We start from the raw sequence: 17,866 nt of genomic DNA on the forward strand, positions 1-17,866 counted from the left end.
CTATCAGCGCGGCAGCGAAAATGATCTACTACCGTCGTGCGCCGCTTTTTATGGCGATGTTACGGACGGATAGGCAACGACGCGATGCATAAGCTCGAAGCACTTTTAATCGGCGGCCACTGGCCAGATTTCATGGCAGTGACCCTGGAACTGTTGGCCCGTGCTGGCTTTGCTGTCGATATCATTTCCATCAACGATTCCTTGAAGCACAATAGATCGATACGGAACTACGTTTTTGCGCAAAACGATGACATCCTGATAAAAACGGCAGTCGATCAGGCCAGGAGACACTATTCGCTGGTTGTGGTAACGGATGATCCGACACTAGGCGCGATATTGCATTCCGATCTGCATGAAGAGGAGAAGGCGAAGCTGCTGCCGGTCATATCGAAGGAGCATCTCGGCCATATTTTTTCGAAGATCGGCCTGTCGCTGTTACTGGATAAAAGCGGAATCAACACGCCCGGCTACGCGATAGCCAATAACGAGCAGGAACTAAAGGCGTCTCTAGCCATGCTTGGCTATCCGGTTGTCATAAAACTGGACTCATCCACAGGCGGAAGAGGGGTGTTTGAATGCGCAAACGAAAGCGATCTCGGGGTGATATCGAGCAAACCGCATATCTACCCCGTCCTGGCGCAAAAGAAAATCATGGGTAGCGAGGTGTCGTTCGAAGCATTTTACCAGAACGGCGCGCTCATCCATTTTGCCTGCTCCATGGTGGAAAGATACCAATACCGGTTCGGGCCGACTTCGGTCAGAAGATATACGCAGCTTGCTTTCCTGGAAAAGGAGATTTTTGATCAGCTAAGCCTGCTCGGAAAGGCGCTTGGAGCCGACGGCTTTGCCAATATCAGCAGCATCCGGTCCGGGCAGGATGGAAGATTGTATTTTTTTGAGGCGGACATGCGGCCCACTTTATGGATAGATCATACCAAATATTTTGGCGATGACTGGGCCCCTGCAATAAGGAGATACTTTCTTTCGCGAGAAGAGATTGCTTACCCCTATCCTGGCGACCATCGATATCCGGCGCACATCGTGCTATCGCACTATTCCAGAATAGGAGTGATGGACCTGATTCTAAATCGCTATCAGATCTGGAAACACCTTCCCGATAACTTTTTCTCTGCTGCTTTGTATACCCGGATCTGGGTGTTGTTCGTATCAGTGATCGTCAGGTTTTGTAAAAGCGCGATGCCCGCCTGGGGTTATGTCATTCTGCAAAAAATCTATCATAGGATAAACGGCCGTTTTATTCGAGCCGTATATGGATATATGGAAAAAGAAGGAGCCGAAAGGTGAAAAAGGAAAATAGTCCCGCGATTTCCGTGGAGAACAAACAACCTCGAGATCAGCCGCTCGTCCGAAGCCGGGCCGCCAGTCCGATGTTTGCCGCGCATGGTTTTTCGTGATTTAACCAGCCGATTCATGATAAACTGCCAAAGGCTGATTCCCAATCAGAGTGCCCTGGATGCAAAAACCTAATCCCGAATCCCGTTTTCCTGCTGATATCAGGCAGCATCTGCACTTAAGCCAATATTTCCGACACGAGCATGCCTAACACTATCTATTGCTATCATTGCCATATTCCCCATACGCGCGACGAGATGCGCCTGGTGGTGACAAAAACGGGAAAACGCTGGAGGTGCGAGCGCAGCATCAAGAGCGCCCAGGCCGACAGGAAAACGCGCGATGCGTTCGGCCGCCAGATCTCGGCTCTCAATAAGGCCGATGCGCAAGCTCGCATCAGGATGAACGCGAAAGACTAAGCTATCCCGGCTGTATCTCACTTTTCTCCGCCATTCCTCTTTTCCCCTGTTTTCCAGTTTCAGCACCTGGCACTCAATCAGCGAGCGGTGCGGCTTGCGTGCCGCACAGCCGGATTCAGCGCTTTGGACAGCGCCCCCGGCAGGGGGAGCAGCTGCTTGTAAGCTGCTGCTGCGATCAATTCTCCGCAGAGCCCGGCGGTCAGCAGGCCGCGCGTGCCGTGCCCCAGACTCGTAAATAACCCGGGGAGAAATTCGCCGGCCAGCGGCATGGCGCCCGGAAGCGAGGCACGCACCGATGCGCGACCTCCGAGCCAGGCGGGATGGAGCGTATCGTTATCCCATGCCTCCACGAGGGCCGGAGAGATTTCGGAGAGCTTGTGCAGGTTTTCCAGGTGATCGCAGGTTCGCAGTTCGAGCGACACATCGTTGAAGCCATGCGTGGCGCCGGCCACATGTGTGCCCGCAACCCCGGGAGACAGGTAAGCGCGAGCGCTCACAATAGTGCGCAAATTTTTGCTGGACGGCGTGACGGGCAGCGCGGTAATCTGTCCCCTCACCGGCGTCAGCGGAAAGTCTGCCAGCGGTTTGAAGTTCTTCACCTGGTAACTCGTGCAAACCGCCACTATCTGAGCGGCTTGCTCCCAGGATTGTCCATTCTGATCCTGGCCTGCCACATGCCATCCTGCATCGGTATCTTTTTTCCAGGCCAGCGAATCTGCGCTGCAACCCAGCCGTTGCGTGATCCGGGGATCAGCCGCCAGCACCTCGCACACGCTTGCCGGTACGACCCATCCTCCTGCAGGGAACCACAAGCCGCCATGTGCGAGCTTGAGGCCAGCCAGGCTCGATGCGTCTGCCGGCCCGACATGTTGCAAGATGTGTGGGGGCCAATCAAGCGCTGCCAGTTTGTCGATACGCTTGGTTTCGTCATCCGAGAAGGCAAGCTGCAATTCTCCGCATTCCGCGCGTGCAATTCCGTCCACGGGCAGCTTTTCGTCGAGCAAGGCAAGAGCATATCCGTACGAGGCAAGAACGAAGCGTTGCAGCGGGCTCATTCCCGCATTCAGGCGGGCATGGAGGATGCCCAGGGAATTTCCGGAGGCGGCAGCCGCAAGGCGCGGCGCCTGCTCGATGAGCGATACGGCAACGCCGCGGGCCGCCAGGGCGGAAGCCACGCTGCAACCCGCGAGGCCCGCGCCAATCACAATGGCTGTCGCCGGAGGCGATGAGGGATTCGCTGCCCCAGGCAGACATCCCCGGAGCATTTCGCGTTTGCGGCCGAAGCCCGGAGCCTTGTCGACCTGGAAACCGGCTTTTTCCAGGCTGCGCCGCACCCAGCCGGTACATGTGTAGGTGGAAAAAGTGGTGCCGGACCTCGAGGCGGATACGATGCTCTCGCACACGGGTTGCGTCCAGAGCTCAGGATTATGCGAGGGGGCAAATCCGTCGAGAAACCAGGCATCGACAGACGCGGAAGCTTCGGGCAGCGCCGTCAGCGCATCGTCGATCACCAGCGTAAGCCGGACACGGCCATTTGCAAAACTCCACCGGTTCCAGCCAGGGACACGGCGACGCCAGCGCTGGATCAATTCCACCGCGTATCGTCGAAATTCCGGCCATGGCGCGAGTGCCTGTTCCAGTTCGCGCTCATCCAGCGGGTATTTCTCCACGCTGAAATAGTCGAGGCTACTGCCTGCGTTGGCGGTTTCTTCAAATAATTGTCGTGCGCACAGGAAATTAAGACCTATGCCAAAGCCTGTCTCGCCTATGGTGAATGTCTGCCTGCACCCCAGTGAGGCAAAACGTTCCCGAAGGTTATTGCCATCCAGAAAGACGTGGCGTTTCTCCGCCAGCCCTCCCTCTCTCGAGAAATAGATATCGCCGTAGCGGCGCGAAAACGGTTGCCCGTTCACCCACTCGATGTCTGCGCGAAAATTCAGCATTCAGCACTGGCTGGATCTGGATCAGTCAATATCGACATCGATATCAGGAGTCCGCTTGTGCAGTCGTCTGAGAGCCTTTTTCTTGCGCATCCGCAGATTGAGAAATTCCACGCCAACAGAAAATGCCATGGCGAAATAGATATAGCCTTTGGGCACGTGGATATCAAAACCCTCGACGATGAGCGTTACCCCCACGAGTATCAGAAATGAAAGGGCGAGAATTTTGATGGTGGGGTGGGCATCGACAAAATCTCCTATTGGCTTGGCAGCCATCAGCATAACCAGCACCGCCAGTACGATGGCAATGGCCATCAGCGAGACATGATCGACCAGGCCAACGGCCGTGATGACTGAATCGAGCGAGAAAACGATGTCCAGAACGGCAATCTGCAATAAAACCATTCCCATACTGTTGGCCACGACTGCGTGACTGCTTTCGTCGACCCCTTCCATGCTGTTATGTATTTCATGAGTTGCCTTGAAAAGCAGGAACAACCCGCCTCCGATCAGAACGATGTCCCGGCCCGAAATCGAATTGCCAAGGATCGTAAACCAGGGTGCAGTCAAGCTCATGACCCACGAGATGGAGAAAAGCAGACCCAGACGGGTCAGCATGGCCAGTCCAAGCCCCATTCTTCTTGCAAAATCCCGCTGTGCTTCAGGAATGCGGCCTACGAGAATCGAGATGAAGATAATATTGTCGATTCCCAGTACGATTTCCAGTGCAGTCAAGGTCACCAGTGCTATCCACGCTTCCGGGCTGGCCAGCCACTCGAACATCCGCTTCCCCTCTTTATCCTGAACCGGTTATTGTCCCATTCATCCCGGACTTGTGCCAGAACAGTATTGAGCCATGATGACCTGTTGAATCGGTTGACGTGGAGGCACGGCATTTTCCGCCTAAAACCGATTTTATCCTGATATTCAATATTGGTTCCGCGAAGAATGCGAAGCCCAGGGATAAGAGGCAGGGAATTTTCTGGAAGGGATCAGTCAGAAGCTGCCCGTCATTTTGACGCACATGAATCACACAACGAATCATGTGAAGAGCAGCAGGGGCGAGTGCTATTCGACCGGAGGCCTGGTTCAATTATTAATCCGGCCCAAAAATACCAACGACCAATTTAGCTATAAGTTACTGATTTCCATAAGGCTGATACAAGGATATTAAAAGGCCTCCTTAATAACACATCGAAGAAGCAAAAAACCGGCCTTTGACAGAGGTGATTTAAGTTGACTGGAGTTCCGAGATGGTGAAAAGCTTCTTTTGATCTTCCGGTAGACGCTCCCGCCTGATAAATTCCTCCTGCTGATATAGAAGGCCGTTAGTTATGTCTTCTTTATTGTCCAAAATTCTTCGGGGAAACTCGGAAACGAATCTTTCGTTTCTGACGAAAACAGCTACAAAGTCGTTCCAGACATCTTCGACTTGAACGCTCGTATATGATTCAAGCAGCGCTGCGTTTATGCCATTTCGTTTTGCCCAGGCTACCAAAGCTCGACCACTATCTGGATAAAATCTCCAGCAATCTACCGGATATCGATGGAAAGGTCCGTTAGATGGGACGTTGAGATAAAAGAGGCCTTTCGGTTTTAGTACTCTTAAATAACGTAGTCACGAGATGAGAGATATGAGATTCTTATAAAGATGAAAGGATCGCATATGACACATTCACACCGCAGGCATGACATATCAGACGAAGTATGGGCGCTGCTTGAGACCCATTTGCCTGGCCGCCAAGGTGTTTGGGGAGGCATAGCTAGAGATAACCGCCAGTTCATCAATGCTGTTTTCTGGATTATGCGCACAGGCGCACCGTGGCGGGATTTGCCGCCGGATTACGGGGATTGGAGCAATACGCACCGCCGCTTTATCCGCTGGCGCGACAAGGGCGTCTGGGAAAGATTACTGGAAGCCCTGATTGACGATCCGGATTACGAATGGCTTATGATTGACGCCAGCCATTGCAAGGTTCATCCCCATGCCGCCGGGGCCAAAGGCGGAAATCAGGATATGAGCCGTACAAAAGGGGGCTCAATACCAAGATACATCTGGCCGTGGATGCGCATGGTATGCCGGTCAGAGTTCTTATTACACAAGGTACCACAGCGGATTGCACGCAGGCTGATCGCCTGATCGAAGGACTTGATGCGGATTATTTGCTGGCGGATCGCGGCTATGACAGCAACGCAATTATTGAACAGGCAAGGAGACAGGGTATGGAAACCGTGATCCCCTCAAAGAAAAACCGCACAGCACAAAGGTTTTACGACAAAGAACTCTATAAATTGCGGCATCTTGTCGAAAACGCTTTCCTCCATCTCAAGAGATGGCGCGGCATCGCCACAAGATACGCCAAAAATACCGCCTCTTTCCTCGCCGCTGTGCAAATCAGATGTATCGCTCTTTGGGCAAATATCTCGTGACTACACTATCTAATATTTCTAAAAAAATAATCCAGAACATTTCGGAATGTTCAAAGCAGGAGCTTGAGAGCACGATATCGGCAGAGCCAGAATCGAATGGCAACTTGTAAGGGTCATCCAGTATTACGTCGACACCTTCGCCAGCAACAAAATCCACTCCAATATATTCAAAGCTCTGAGGAGACAGGGTTCGCAAACTTCCGTTGATATTTTGCGAACCTATCTCGATAACCCTAACGTTCTCATTACTGAATGATTTCGCATAAGTTTCAAAAAAACTTTGGCAATTGATCATTGCGGAAGTATGCATTCGACATCCACGAAACTATATTTGAAACTTTGGGAGAGTTTTGCTTTTTCTGGTAAAAAACGGGATGAGCCGGCGGAGGTGTGTATTGTATCCGCCATTATGCGCGCGGTATTGTCACCCTATAATAGGACTCATTGCCGTAATTTTATGGAAAGATAATTATGCAAGTATCCGGGCGGATTTGCCGTTAAACCATGCGCATACTTCTTCCTGGGATACGTTCATCCCTTGTGCGGATTTAAAGGCGGTCCCGCTTTTTCCGCCGAAGTGATGCAACCACTGTTCATGCGATGCGTATCCCTGAACACTCCAGCCTTCCTGCAGCAATCTGGCTTGCTGTTTCGTTACAGCGTACCACCACTGATGTTTTTCGTCGAGCGGTGTTTTTTCGTACAAATCACGGTCTATCAGGAGACAGAAACCATCGACGCGAAGTGGGATCTTACCCGGGTCATTACCGACGCTTCCCCAAGGGTTTCCCGCAATACCGTAGGAGGTAATGCCACGTTTATGTACCGCGAGAAGATGCGACAACCAATCGGGGCTTTTGACCTCGATGTCACTATTGAGCAGCAGGAAATAACTGCTGTCAGTCGAGGCGAGCTTTGCCGCAATATTGTTGCCCTCGGCAAAGAGCGAGTTGTAGTCAAGCAGCTTGAGCGTATCGATCAGACCTTCTGCATGCAGATTTGTGACCAACGAGACTGTTTCGGCTTCCGATGTGTTATCCACCACAACGAGTTCGTAACCGACATCTTTTGTGTGTTCACGTACCGAGCGAATACTTAGGGAAACGCTGATTTAATGCATTTTGACGAACGGAGGCAGTGGATGACATGCGAGAATTGGTGCATTGAAAACAGATAGGCACTTGGCGATGCAAGGGAGTTTTTCTGACCTGGAATACGCGGCGAAGAAGAAGGTGACGCGACGCGACCGATTTCTGGGCGAGATCAATGCTGTGACACCGTGGTTGGCACTGGTGGCCGAGATTGAGCCATTCTACCCCAAGGGCACAGGCCGTGGTCGTCCACCGATTGGCGTGGAACGCATGCTGCGCATGTACATCGCCCAGCAATGCTTTGGTCTTTCGGATGAAGGCATTGAAGATGCCATTTACGACAGTCAGGCTCTCCGGTCCTTTGTCGGGATTGACCTGTTGCGTGAGTCGGCACCGGATGCCACCACCCTGCTCAAGTTCCGTCGCCTGCTTGAAGACAACAAGCTGACCGAGCGCATCTTTGCCGCCATCAATACCTTGCTGGCCGTGAAGGGGTTGATTCTCAAGGAGGGCACCGTCGTCGATGCGACGATCATCGCAGCCCCGTCCTCGACCAAAAACCAGAGTGGCGGGCGTGATCCAGAGATGCACCAAGCCAGGAAAGGCAACCAGTGGCACTTTGGCATGAAGGCCCACATTGGCGTCGATGTCGAGTCTGGCATTACCCATACGCTGGTTACCACGCCAGCCAATACCCATGACGTTACCCAAGCCCATGCGCTGTTGCATGGGAATGAGAAGGTTGTCTTTGGCGACGCTGGCTATCAGGGTGTCGAGAAACGGGAAGAGAACCTGAATACCGAAGTTCAATGGGAAGTAGCGATGCGCCCCGGCAAGCGCAAGACGTTGCCGGATACTCCAATTGGCCGCCTGAAGGAGCAGATCGAGCAGATCAAGGCGAGTGTGCGGGCCAAGGTCGAGCATCCCTTCCACATCGTCAAGAACCTCTTCGGCATGAAGAAGGTGCGCTATCGCGGACTGGCCAAAAACACGGCACAGCTTTATACCCTCTTCGGATTGGCGAATCTGCTGATCGCCAAGCGGCGACGGTTTGCACTCGACGCCCAAGGTGCGTCCTGAAATAGGCGAAACGATGAAATTCGCGGGAAAACAGGGCAAATGCCGCCCAAAAACAGGAGCAGAGCAGGCATTTCTTGCCCGCGTCGATGTAAATGATGAATGAGTGCCGCCTGCTCGTGCCATCTTCGATCAAATGATGATTTGTTCAGCGCTTCCTTAGCTTCACATGCTCCGGCGCATTGTGCGTGAGCATCAGGATACTGATTTTGGACATATTGATTTCCTACACCGAACAACCTAATTATGAGGGTTATGCAAGATTATCTACCGATGACGGTTCAGCCTTTTTGGGTAGATATCGCTAACTATTCTATTTTCATCACTTTTATCCCCAGTGTAATAGTAACCTAGACCCCTCAACCTCAGTCTCTCCTATCTTGGGTAGACAGTTTGCCGAGAAATAATATCTAGGCGACGACGCCCAGGCTTACGGCGAACCAGCAATCTGGGTCGGTCCAGGTATGCTCCACCTGGAAGCCGCCGTATCGTAGAAGATTCTTGAGATGCTCCAGTGTGTATTTATAGCTGTTTTCCGTATGGATGCGTTCGCCAGGGTAAAAATTCAGGGTGGCGTCGAGCGCATCGACCCGAACCGATTGGGAACACAGGCTTTCGAGATGCAGTTCGATCCGCGATTCCGGTTCATTCCAGAAGGAGACGTGGGAGAACGCGTCGGGCTCGAAGTGTCCTCCTAACTCACGATTGATGCGCAGGAGCAGATTTTTGTTGAACGAAGCGGTTATTCCCGCGCTGTCGTTGTACGCGGCGCTGAGCACAGCGCTGTCTTTTACGAGATCCGCCCCCAGAAGCAGCTTGTCTCCGCTGGACAAATGCCCCGCGATGGTTTGCAGAAGCGATATGGCATCGGCCTGTTCCAGGTTCCCGATGCTCGATCCGATGTACAGGACCAGCCGTGGAGAAGACTGCCGGACGAGAAATGCCAGATCGGTGAAATCGCCGATCTGGGGATATACGGTCACCGCATCCAATTCGTTCTCGACCTCATCCTTGGCAATCTGCAGCGCGGCGTGTGAAACGTCGAGGGGAAAGTAATCAACGGTGGACTGCCGGTGCAGCAGGGAGCGCAGCAAAATCCGCGTCTTGGTCGCGCTGCCGGCTCCCAGCTCGCTGACAGAAATATCCCGCTCGAGCCTTGAACAGATCTCCTCCGCATGCGCGGCCAGTATTGCGGCTTCTGTCCGCGTTGGGTAATACTCTGGCAAGTCGGTTATCTGCTCAAACAAGGCGGAGCCGCGAGCATCATAGAGCAGCCTGGGCGGCAGGCTTTTAGGAACCCGGCGCAGGCCCTCCAGCACGTCTGTGGCGATCTCCGGCCTGGTAGTCGGGCAAGTATATGATCGGGAGTGAGGCTGGGTTGCGGATATCATGAAGTGTCTCCATCGCGAGAGAACCGGATTCCTGAGAATTGCCAGCGCGCCTGCGGCGCGAAGTAATTGCGGCAGGACTTGCGCATTGACGATGCGGGGGTGGCGCAGGAACCGCCGCGCAGTGCCATCTGGGTGTCATGCAGGTCCAGGAGATCCAGAGCTTCGCGTGACTGCATTCCTTCTTTATCCTTCCCGTTTTCTTCCCTGGGCAGGCCGGAAAGCTCCGCCATGGGCCCGTTCTCCCAAAATTATTCAACAAGATTAAAGGCCTGGATTCCAGATTGCCATGCGTTGCTTTTCTCCCCCTGAAGCCCCAGGCTTCCCATTTATTATCGGGAACGACTGAGGCTTGCTCCGTGCGCTGCCAGACATAAGAAGAGTTGGAAGATCCGCAGTTTACGAAGCCAGCAAAGCCGCGCTCCCGTGCCCGCTTACACCTGTTCGGATTTGCTTGCACTGCCCGAGCCAAGGCGGCCTTGCTGATGGCAAGGCTTCCGTGGATTGAACCTGAATCCGGCGGTTGACCGCTCTTTTCCTGGACTCATCGATCAGATAGACGACGCCGTAGTCAAGCGCGGTGCGAATGGCCCTACTCGCCGCCTGCACGCATTTCTCATGCCTGGGAATAGGTAAGTATAGTTGTAATCGTGGCCAAAGGCCGCGTTCATCCGGTTTTTTATCTGTTCATTGATGGAATTGACCTGAGACAATCCCAAGGTTGCGAAATGTCTTGATCTCTTCCAGCCGGATACGGGCAGGATCATATCCGTCCGCCTGTCAGCGGACGGATAAATGCTTATAATCGCCTGCCAGGCTGATTTCGGTCTGATAGGAGGAGGCGCCGCGCGATGCAACCATTCCATGGCCGGCAATTCCTTCCTGTGCGGAAAGCGCAGAGAGCGCGGATCGGGATCGCGCGGTCTGGCGGTGAACTCGCACAATGCGCATACAGGCACGCTATATTTCAGTTGCCCTGGATTATCCTCGCTCGATCACCATGCTTTCACCGTGGCTCCAGGGTGCGGCTGGCTGCAGCGGGTTGGCCGGGCGAATGCATTCTATCAATTGTCCCCATTCTCGCATGAAGACCCAAGCCGCTGTATGCGGATGATCGGAAGATTAAAATCGCGAAATGCAATCCATTACCCAACCCCTCCCTTATTGGCGGCTTTCCGGTTTTTACTTCTTCCATTTCGCATTTATCGGGGCGTTTTCTCCCTATTGGGGCCTTTATCTCAAGTCCCTTTCCTTCAACGCCTTCGAGATCGGCGTGCTGATGTCGCTATTGCATGTCACCCGCATCTTTGCTCCGTCGGCCTGGGGCTGGCTTGCCGACCACACCGGCAAACGCCTTTTGATCGTTCAGGTCGCGGCGGCAATGGGCTTGATCAGTTATTGCGGCATTTTTTTCGATCAGTCGTTTGCCTGGATTGCCGCAGTCATGGCCCTGATGAGTTTCTTCTGGGGCGCCTCGCTGCCGCTTATCGAGGCCACCACGCTCGCCTATCTCGGACACGGCACCGACAGGTATGGGCGAATTCGAGGCTGGGGTTCGGTGGGATTCATCCTTGCCGTGGTTGGAGTGGGTTATTTATTGGAGGCGACGGAAATCACGACCTTGTTATGGGCTGTGCTCGGATTCAAGCTGGGCATCCTGTTTTTTTCCCATCAGATTCCCGATGCCGGGCAGCCGGTCGTACGCTCCAGCGATAGCTCGCCTATCGGTGAAATATTTTGGCGGCCAGAAGTACTCGCATTCTTCGCGGCATGCCTGCTGATGGCCGCGGCGCACGGGCCCTATTACACTTTTTATTCCATTTATCTGGTGGAACAGGGTTATAGCAAAAGTACCGTGGGTTTGTTATGGGCTACGGGCGTGGCCTGCGAAATCGGTATTTTTTTCCTGATGCCGCAACTCATGCGCCGGTTCGATGTAAGGCAGATTCTGGTCTTCAGTTTCAGTTGCGCGACCGCGCGATTCCTGATGATCGGCTGGGGAACAGAATGGCCTTTTGTGATCCTTCTGGCACAGGTGTTGCACGCGGCGACTTATGGCGCCCATCACGCGGCTGCGATGGTTCTCGTTCATCGCTTCTTCAGCGGTCGCCATCAGGCCAAGGGGCAGGCGCTGTATACGGGGCTGGCTTTTGGCGTCGGTGGCACCCTGGGAGGGATACTCAGCGGTTATGGCTGGCAGTGGCTGGGCCCCAGCCTCACCTTCACCATAAGCGCGACCGCCGCTCTGACCGGGTTGAGTTTGATAGTATGGAGAAAAGAACTCACCCGCTAATTTGGAGAATGAAAACCGGGGGCGACGGGAATCCGGCTTGCAGGGTAGCCTGTTTCTTGCTCCGCCGATGTGGGATAATTTCACATTGAACGGGGAAATACGAAGATGCAGACTCTATACGATAAGCTTTGGCAAAGCCATGTAGTGCATGAAGAGTCCGGTAAGCCGGACGGAATGGCGCTCATCTATATCGATCGCCACCTGGTGCACGAAGTCACCAGTCCCCAGGCATTCGAAGGATTGAAGCTCGCCGGGCGCAAGCCGTGGCGGCTGAAGTCCATTCTGGCCGTGGCCGATCATAATGTCCCGACTACTGAACGCGCTCACGGAATCACTGATCCCATATCGCGCCTGCAGGTCGAGACGCTCGACCAGAATTGCCAGGAACTGGGGATCACGGAATTCAGGATGAATGACAGGCGGCAGGGCATCGTCCATGTCATTGGTCCGGAACAGGGAGCCACATTGCCGGGAATGACCGTGGTATGCGGGGATTCGCATACGAGTACGCATGGGGCATTCGCTGCATTGGCCATCGGCATCGGCACATCCGAGGTGGAGCACGTGCTGGCTACCCAGTGCCTGTGGGCGAAGAAAGCCAAAGCCTTGCAGGTTCTGGTGGAGGGAGAGCTGGGCCATGGCATCTCGGCAAAGGATATTGCGCTGGCGATCATCGGCGAGATCGGGACTGCCGGGGGTACCGGCTACGCAATCGAGTTTGCGGGCAGCACCATCAGGTCGCTTTCGATGGAAGGGCGCATGACATTGTGCAACATGGCGATAGAGGCAGGCGCGCGGGCCGGAATGATCGCCGTGGACGATACCACTATCGAGTACCTGCAAAGCCGTCCTTTTGCGCCGAAAAGCGGTCTCTGGGAGAAAGCGGTCGCCCATTGGCGCACTCTGAAAAGCGATGAGCATGCGACATTCGACAAAGTGGTGCGACTGGATGCGGCATCGATCAAGCCCCAGGTGACCTGGGGGACATCGCCGGAAATGGTGACGACCGTCGATGGTAAAGTCCCCGATCCGTCGCGGATCTCCGATGCGGTGAAGCGGCATGACATGGAGCATGCCTTGCAATATATGGGGCTTGCTCCCAATACGCCGATCAGTGATATCCATCCCGATAAGATATTCATCGGGTCCTGCACCAATTCGCGGATCGAAGATCTGCGCGTGGCGGCTGAGATGGTGAAAGGCCGCAGCATTGCGCCCAGCATCAAGCTGGCCATGGTGGTGCCAGGCTCGGGCCTGGTCAAATACCAGGCGGAGCAGGAAGGGTTGGACAAGATATTCCGGGACGCGGGATTTGAATGGCGCGAGCCCGGCTGTTCCATGTGCCTTGCAATGAATGAGGACCGGCTGGCGCCGGGCGAACGCTGTGCCTCCACGTCAAACCGCAACTTTGAAGGAAGGCAGGGCCCGGGCGGGCGCACTCATCTCGTCAGCCCGGCTATGGCGGCGGCCGCGGCGATAGCCGGGCATTTTGTGGATATACGAAAAATATATTAGAATTCAAACGCAACATCAGAGCTTTTTTTCTTTAGAAAGGGGTGGGCATGAGAACACTAACAGCAGTGCTTGGCTTGATCGCTGTTTTTGGTTTGTCGGCATGTAATACGATGCAAGGTCTCGGGAAGGATATCAAGAGCGGCGGACAGGCAATAGAGAACCAGGCAAAATAACTCCCGACCGGATAGCTCGTGAAAAAATTCCTGTATTGCGACGGACTGGTGGCGCCGCTCGACCGCGCCAACGTCGATACGGACGCCATCATTCCCAAGCAATTCCTTAAATCCATCAAGCGCTCGGGTTTCGGACAGAACCTGTTCGACGAGTGGCGGTATCTGGACCATGGCGAGCCAGGGATGGACTCTTCCCGGCGCAAGCCCAATCCGGATTTCATCCTTAACCAGCCCCGGTATCTCGGGGCCGAAATACTGCTCGCACGCGCAAACTTCGGTTGTGGTTCGAGCCGTGAGCATGCCCCCTGGGCATTGCAGGATTACGGCTTCAAGGTCATCATTGCGCCCAGTTTTGCCGATATTTTTTTCAATAACTGCTTCAAGATTGGGCTGCTCGCCATTGGGCTGGATTCGAGCGTCGTCGATAAACTGTTCGATGAAGTAAATGCGGTCGAAGGCTACCGGTTGACCGTCGACCTGGAGGCCCAGTCGGTGCGAACCCCGCGCGGCGAGTCTTTTTTCTTCGATATCGACCCTTTTCGCAAATATAGCCTGCTAAATGGCCTGGATGAAATTGGCCTGACCATGCAGCATGCGGAACAGATCGCCGCCTTTGAAGCCAGGCATGCGGCATCCCAGCCATGGCTGTTTCAGTGACCTGTTTTTTTCCGCCGCAGCCCTGTTCTTTCATCGTGATCCTTCGATCCGGATTCTGGCTTCCGGCCGGACAGGCCGCAACAGCAGCATAGATTTTCCGCCAATGCTGCAGACTTGCCCGGAGAGCAGCAAGATTTATCACCAGTCTTGCCCGCAGTCCCATTTATTCCAGTTTATATATGTCCATAATGAAAATCGCCATATTGCCCGGTGATGGAATCGGTCCCGAAATCGTCGCTCAGGCGGTAAGGGTGCTGGAAGCCCTGCGGAGCGACGGCCTGGGATTCGAGCTGGAGCAGGAATTGCTCGGCGGATGCGCGGTGGACGCGCTGGGCGAGCCGTTCCCTGAAGCCACTCGCCGCCTTGTTGCAGCCGCTGACGCTGCCCTTCTGGGTGCTGTCGGCGGCCCGCGGTATGATGCGCTGCCACGGCAGATGCGGCCGGAACGAGGCCTGCTTGAAATACGCAAGTTTTTGAATTTATTTGCTAACTTGCGGCCGGCCATCCTCTATCCCGAGCTGGCTGCTGTTTCGACGCTTAAACCCGATGTCGTGGCGGGGCTGGATATACTGATCGTGCGAGAGCTTACCGGCGATATTTATTTCGGCGAGCCGCGCGGAATAGAATGGCGCGACAGCCAGCGCATCGGTTTCAACACCATGATATACAATGAAGCCGAGATTCGCAGGATTGCGCGAGTGGCATTCCAGGCGGCAGCGAAACGCAATCGCAAGCTTTGCTCCGTGGACAAGATGAATGTGCTCGAATGCACGCAGCTCTGGCGCGATGTTGTCACGGAGACGGGACAGGCGTTTCCAGAAGTGGAACTTTCCCACATGCTCGTGGATAATGCCGCCATGCAGCTCGTGCGCAATCCCCGGCAATTCGATGTCATGGTGACGGGCAATATGTTCGGCGATATTCTTTCGGATGAAGCTTCCATGTTGACGGGTTCCATCGGCATGCTGCCGTCGGCATCGCTGGATGAAAATAATAAGGGGTTGTATGAGCCGATACATGGCTCTGCGCCTGATCTCGCGGGAAAAGATATCGCCAATCCGCTGGCTACCATTCTCTCGGTAGCCATGATGCTGCGTTACACCTTTGATCAGGAGGAGGCGGCAGCACGGATCGAAAATGCGGTCAGGAAAGTATTGGCGGATGGATACCGTACGGCCGATATCTACGAAACAGGTACCAGGAAGATCGGCACCGAGGCCATGGGCGCCGCAGTGCTGGCAAACTTATGATCCTGAATCCGCTCTGTAGAAACTTACCATACAGGTGAATGTCGAGTACTGCGGAAAGCCGTTGTGGATCATGGCTCTAAACTGGAAATAAGTGGTCAACTGCAGGATTTGGGATAATAGATAATAGAGAGTGCAAGCATGAAGCGAACAGGTTTTATCGGTTGGCGCGGAATGGTGGGTTCCGTGCTGATGCAGCGGATGCGCGAAGAAAACGATTTTGCGCTGGTTGAGCCCACATTTTTCACTACGTCCCAGGCGGGCGGCAAATCTCCGGATATTGGCCAGGAAGTTCCTCCGCTCAAGGATGCCTATGACATTGACGAACTGAAGTCGATGGATATCCTGGTTTCCTGCCAGGGCGGCGACTATACGAGCGCGATCTTCAGCAAGCTGCGGGAGGCAGGCTGGAAAGGCCATTGGATCGACGCAGCCTCCACGTTGCGCATGGGAAATGACGCTATCATTATACTTGATCCGGTGAACCTGCCGGTCATCGAGCAGGCTCTGCACGATGGCGTGAAGAATTATATTGGGGGCAACTGCACCGTGAGCTTGATGCTGATGGCGATGGGGGGATTGTTCGAAGAAGACCTGGTCGAATGGATGAGTGCGATGACCTATCAGGCGGCTTCGGGAGCCGGCGCGCAGAATATGCGCGAGTTGCTGCTGCAAATGGGTGAAGCCCATCGCGTGGCGAAGGATCTGCTGGATGATCCCGCTTCCGGCATTCTGGATATCGACAAGGAGGTGGCAGGAACGTTGCGCAACGGTAACTTTCCCACCGCGAATTTCGGAGTGCCGCTGGCAGGCAGCCTCATTCCATGGATAGACAAGGATCTGGGTAACGGGCAGACCCGGGAAGAATGGAAGGGCCAGTCCGAGACGAACAAAATCCTGGGGCGCACAGAGCATGCGATACCGGTTGATGGGATCTGCGTGCGGGTCGGGGCCATGCGCTGCCATAGCCAGGCGCTGACGGTCAAATTGAAAAAGGATGTTCCGCTGGACGAAATCGACGATATTCTTGCTGCGTCCAACAGTTGGGTGAAGGTCATTCCCAACGAACGCGAGACAACCTTGAAGGAATTGACGCCGGCTGCCGTCACCGGATCGCTTACGATACCGGTAGGACGGCTACGCAAGCTGGCAATGGGGGGAGAATACCTGTCGGCATTCACCGTTGGCGACCAACTCTTGTGGGGCGCGGCCGAGCCCTTGCGCAGAATGCTGAGGATCCTCGTGGAGGCCTGACTGATTCTTCTCCTGGGGTGGTCGTGCGCAAACCTGCCTTTAAAACATTCCTGTTCCTGGCCACGGTTGGTTTCATCGGGGCGATCGACGCAGCGGGGCTTGGGAGATTAACCCTCAATTCCACGCTGGGGCAGCCCTTCAGAGCAGAAATCGACCTGGTTGCAGTGAAAGTGGAAGAACGGCTGTTTTTGGATGCGCATCTGGCCTCGCGGGATATTTTTCGCCTCGCTCATGTCGATTACTCGCCTTCTCTCTCGGCATTTAAAACCAGCGTTGAAACTCGTGCCAATGGGCAGCCCTATATCAAGGTCATTTCTGCGCAACCCGTGGCCGAGCCGCTCCTGAACATGCTGATCGAATTGAATTGGCCTTCGGGGCGCGTGTTGCGCGAGTACGCGGTACTGCTTCCGATGGCTGAAGCACATGCAAACGAGACTTCGGCGGCGCGTTCCGCTTCCTCCTCTTCCGACAGGCCGCCGTCCACTCCTGTCGCGGCATCCGGACATGCTCCCATGGACAGGGTGGAAAGGTTGTCCGGAAAGCAGTTGCCGGAAAAGACGGAGGAGAGAAGAGCGCAGGAAGGCGCGTCGGATTCCACGCTCTCCGCAAAGGAAAATACGGTCTATGGACCCGTGAAGCAGGGTGATACCCTGGGGGGGATAGTAAAACATATTGCGATTCCTCCCGGAATAAGCTTCAACCAGATGCTGGTTGCATTGCAGCGTGCGAACAGGGATGCTTTCCTGGGCAACAACATCCACCAGCTCAAGGCAGGACCCATTTTAAGAATACCGGACGTGATGGAGATCAAGGCCATCTCCCGCATGGAGGCCGACAAGGAAGTCGATACCCAGACGATGGAATGGAACCGAGGGCGGCCGCTGGACGCGACAGGGGCGCCTATTGCGGAATTGAAGGCTGCCGAGCGAGTCCTTCAGGAGGTTGTGCGTGAGGGAGATATCCAGCAATAGGCGCGAGCAGGGCCTTGTTGTCAAATTTGCAGGCCCCGCCAGGCTTGCCGGCTTCCAT

The 17,866-nt window shown here is 54.5% G+C and carries 16 protein-coding genes and 1 pseudogene; 11 read left to right on the forward strand and 6 right to left on the reverse strand.

What is annotated here, in order from left to right; all coding sequences use genetic code 11:
* Nucleotides 1-84 precede the first annotated feature (84 nt).
* Nucleotides 85-1,305 (forward strand): hypothetical protein, encoded by a 1,221-nt coding sequence (locus tag ACZ5CE_RS05360; protein WP_464576778.1) that lies wholly within the window; start codon nt 85-87, stop codon nt 1,303-1,305.
* Nucleotides 1,306-1,556: 251 nt separating this feature from the next.
* Nucleotides 1,557-1,772 (forward strand): hypothetical protein, encoded by a 216-nt coding sequence (locus ACZ5CE_RS05365; protein WP_464576779.1) that lies wholly within the window; start codon nt 1,557-1,559, stop codon nt 1,770-1,772.
* A gap of 77 nt (nt 1,773-1,849) precedes the next feature.
* On the opposite strand, the gene mnmC is transcribed toward ACZ5CE_RS05365, so the two are convergent.
* Nucleotides 1,850-3,715 (reverse strand): bifunctional tRNA (5-methylaminomethyl-2-thiouridine)(34)-methyltransferase MnmC2/FAD-dependent 5-carboxymethylaminomethyl-2-thiouridine(34) oxidoreductase MnmC1, encoded by a 1,866-nt coding sequence (gene mnmC / locus ACZ5CE_RS05370; protein ID WP_464576780.1) that lies wholly within the window; start codon nt 3,713-3,715, stop codon nt 1,850-1,852.
* 21 nt (nt 3,716-3,736) lie between these two features.
* Nucleotides 3,737-4,495, reverse strand: coding sequence for a TerC family protein (locus tag ACZ5CE_RS05375; RefSeq protein WP_464576781.1), 759 nt, complete (start codon nt 4,493-4,495; stop codon nt 3,737-3,739).
* An 883-nt stretch (nt 4,496-5,378) separates the two neighbouring features.
* Between ACZ5CE_RS05375 and ACZ5CE_RS05380 the strand changes: the two are divergent.
* A pseudogene (locus tag ACZ5CE_RS05380) lies at nt 5,379-6,142 on the forward strand (IS5 family transposase).
* On the opposite strand, the gene ACZ5CE_RS05385 reads toward ACZ5CE_RS05380, so the two are convergent.
* The gene (locus ACZ5CE_RS05385; protein ID WP_464576782.1) at nt 6,108-6,452 is read right to left on the reverse strand and encodes a methyltransferase domain-containing protein; all 345 of its coding nucleotides are present in this window, start codon (nt 6,450-6,452) and stop codon (nt 6,108-6,110) included. The pseudogene ACZ5CE_RS05380 and the gene ACZ5CE_RS05385 sit on opposite strands and share 35 nt — an antisense overlap.
* A gap of 159 nt (nt 6,453-6,611) precedes the next feature.
* Complete coding sequence (locus tag ACZ5CE_RS05390) at nt 6,612-7,253, reverse strand: glycosyltransferase family 2 protein (RefSeq protein ID WP_464577439.1); 642 nt, start codon at nt 7,251-7,253, stop codon at nt 6,612-6,614.
* A 76-nt stretch (nt 7,254-7,329) separates the two neighbouring features.
* On the opposite strand from ACZ5CE_RS05390, the gene ACZ5CE_RS05395 reads away from it, so the two are divergent.
* Nucleotides 7,330-8,313 carry an IS5 family transposase gene (locus ACZ5CE_RS05395; protein WP_464575276.1) on the forward strand — a complete coding sequence of 328 codons (984 nt, stop codon included), beginning with the start codon at nt 7,330-7,332 and terminating at the stop codon, nt 8,311-8,313.
* Between the two features lie 407 nt (nt 8,314-8,720).
* Here ACZ5CE_RS05395 and egtD read toward each other — a convergent pair whose 3' ends face one another.
* On the reverse strand, nt 8,721-9,701 hold the full coding sequence (egtD, locus tag ACZ5CE_RS05400) for an L-histidine N(alpha)-methyltransferase (RefSeq protein WP_464576783.1): 981 nt from the start codon (nt 9,699-9,701) through the stop codon (nt 8,721-8,723).
* Nucleotides 9,698-9,931, reverse strand: coding sequence for a hypothetical protein (locus ACZ5CE_RS05405; RefSeq protein WP_464576784.1), 234 nt, complete (start codon nt 9,929-9,931; stop codon nt 9,698-9,700). The genes egtD and ACZ5CE_RS05405 overlap by 4 nt, the downstream gene beginning before the upstream one ends.
* A 902-nt stretch (nt 9,932-10,833) precedes the next feature.
* Between ACZ5CE_RS05405 and ACZ5CE_RS05410 the strand changes: the two genes are divergently transcribed.
* The 7 genes from ACZ5CE_RS05410 to ACZ5CE_RS05440 all read left to right on the forward strand — a co-directional run bounded on the left by ACZ5CE_RS05410 (nt 10,834) and on the right by ACZ5CE_RS05440 (nt 17,808).
* The gene (locus tag ACZ5CE_RS05410; protein ID WP_464576785.1) at nt 10,834-11,991 is read left to right on the forward strand and encodes an MFS transporter; all 1,158 of its coding nucleotides are present in this window, start codon (nt 10,834-10,836) and stop codon (nt 11,989-11,991) included.
* 105 nt (nt 11,992-12,096) lie between these two features.
* A complete protein-coding gene (gene leuC, locus ACZ5CE_RS05415) occupies nt 12,097-13,506 on the forward strand; it encodes a 3-isopropylmalate dehydratase large subunit (RefSeq protein ID WP_464576786.1) in 1,410 nt (469 codons plus the stop codon).
* Between the two features lie 47 nt (nt 13,507-13,553).
* Nucleotides 13,554-13,679: an entericidin A/B family lipoprotein gene (locus ACZ5CE_RS05420; protein WP_464576787.1), complete on the forward strand. Its 126-nt coding sequence runs from the start codon at nt 13,554-13,556 to the stop codon at nt 13,677-13,679.
* A gap of 18 nt (nt 13,680-13,697) precedes the next feature.
* Nucleotides 13,698-14,336 (forward strand): 3-isopropylmalate dehydratase small subunit, encoded by a 639-nt coding sequence (gene leuD / locus ACZ5CE_RS05425; RefSeq protein ID WP_464576788.1) that lies wholly within the window; start codon nt 13,698-13,700, stop codon nt 14,334-14,336.
* A gap of 188 nt (nt 14,337-14,524) precedes the next feature.
* The gene (gene leuB / locus ACZ5CE_RS05430; protein ID WP_464577440.1) at nt 14,525-15,586 is read left to right on the forward strand and encodes a 3-isopropylmalate dehydrogenase; all 1,062 of its coding nucleotides are present in this window, start codon (nt 14,525-14,527) and stop codon (nt 15,584-15,586) included.
* Between the two features lie 138 nt (nt 15,587-15,724).
* Nucleotides 15,725-16,837 carry an aspartate-semialdehyde dehydrogenase gene (asd, locus tag ACZ5CE_RS05435; RefSeq protein WP_464576789.1) on the forward strand — a complete coding sequence of 371 codons (1,113 nt, stop codon included), beginning with the start codon at nt 15,725-15,727 and terminating at the stop codon, nt 16,835-16,837.
* A gap of 23 nt (nt 16,838-16,860) precedes the next feature.
* Nucleotides 16,861-17,808, forward strand: coding sequence for a type IV pilus assembly protein FimV (locus ACZ5CE_RS05440; RefSeq protein ID WP_464576790.1), 948 nt, complete (start codon nt 16,861-16,863; stop codon nt 17,806-17,808).
* The last annotated feature ends 58 nt before the right edge of the window (nt 17,809-17,866 follow it).

It is taken from the genome of Nitrosospira sp. TNL200 (genome assembly GCF_055386305.1).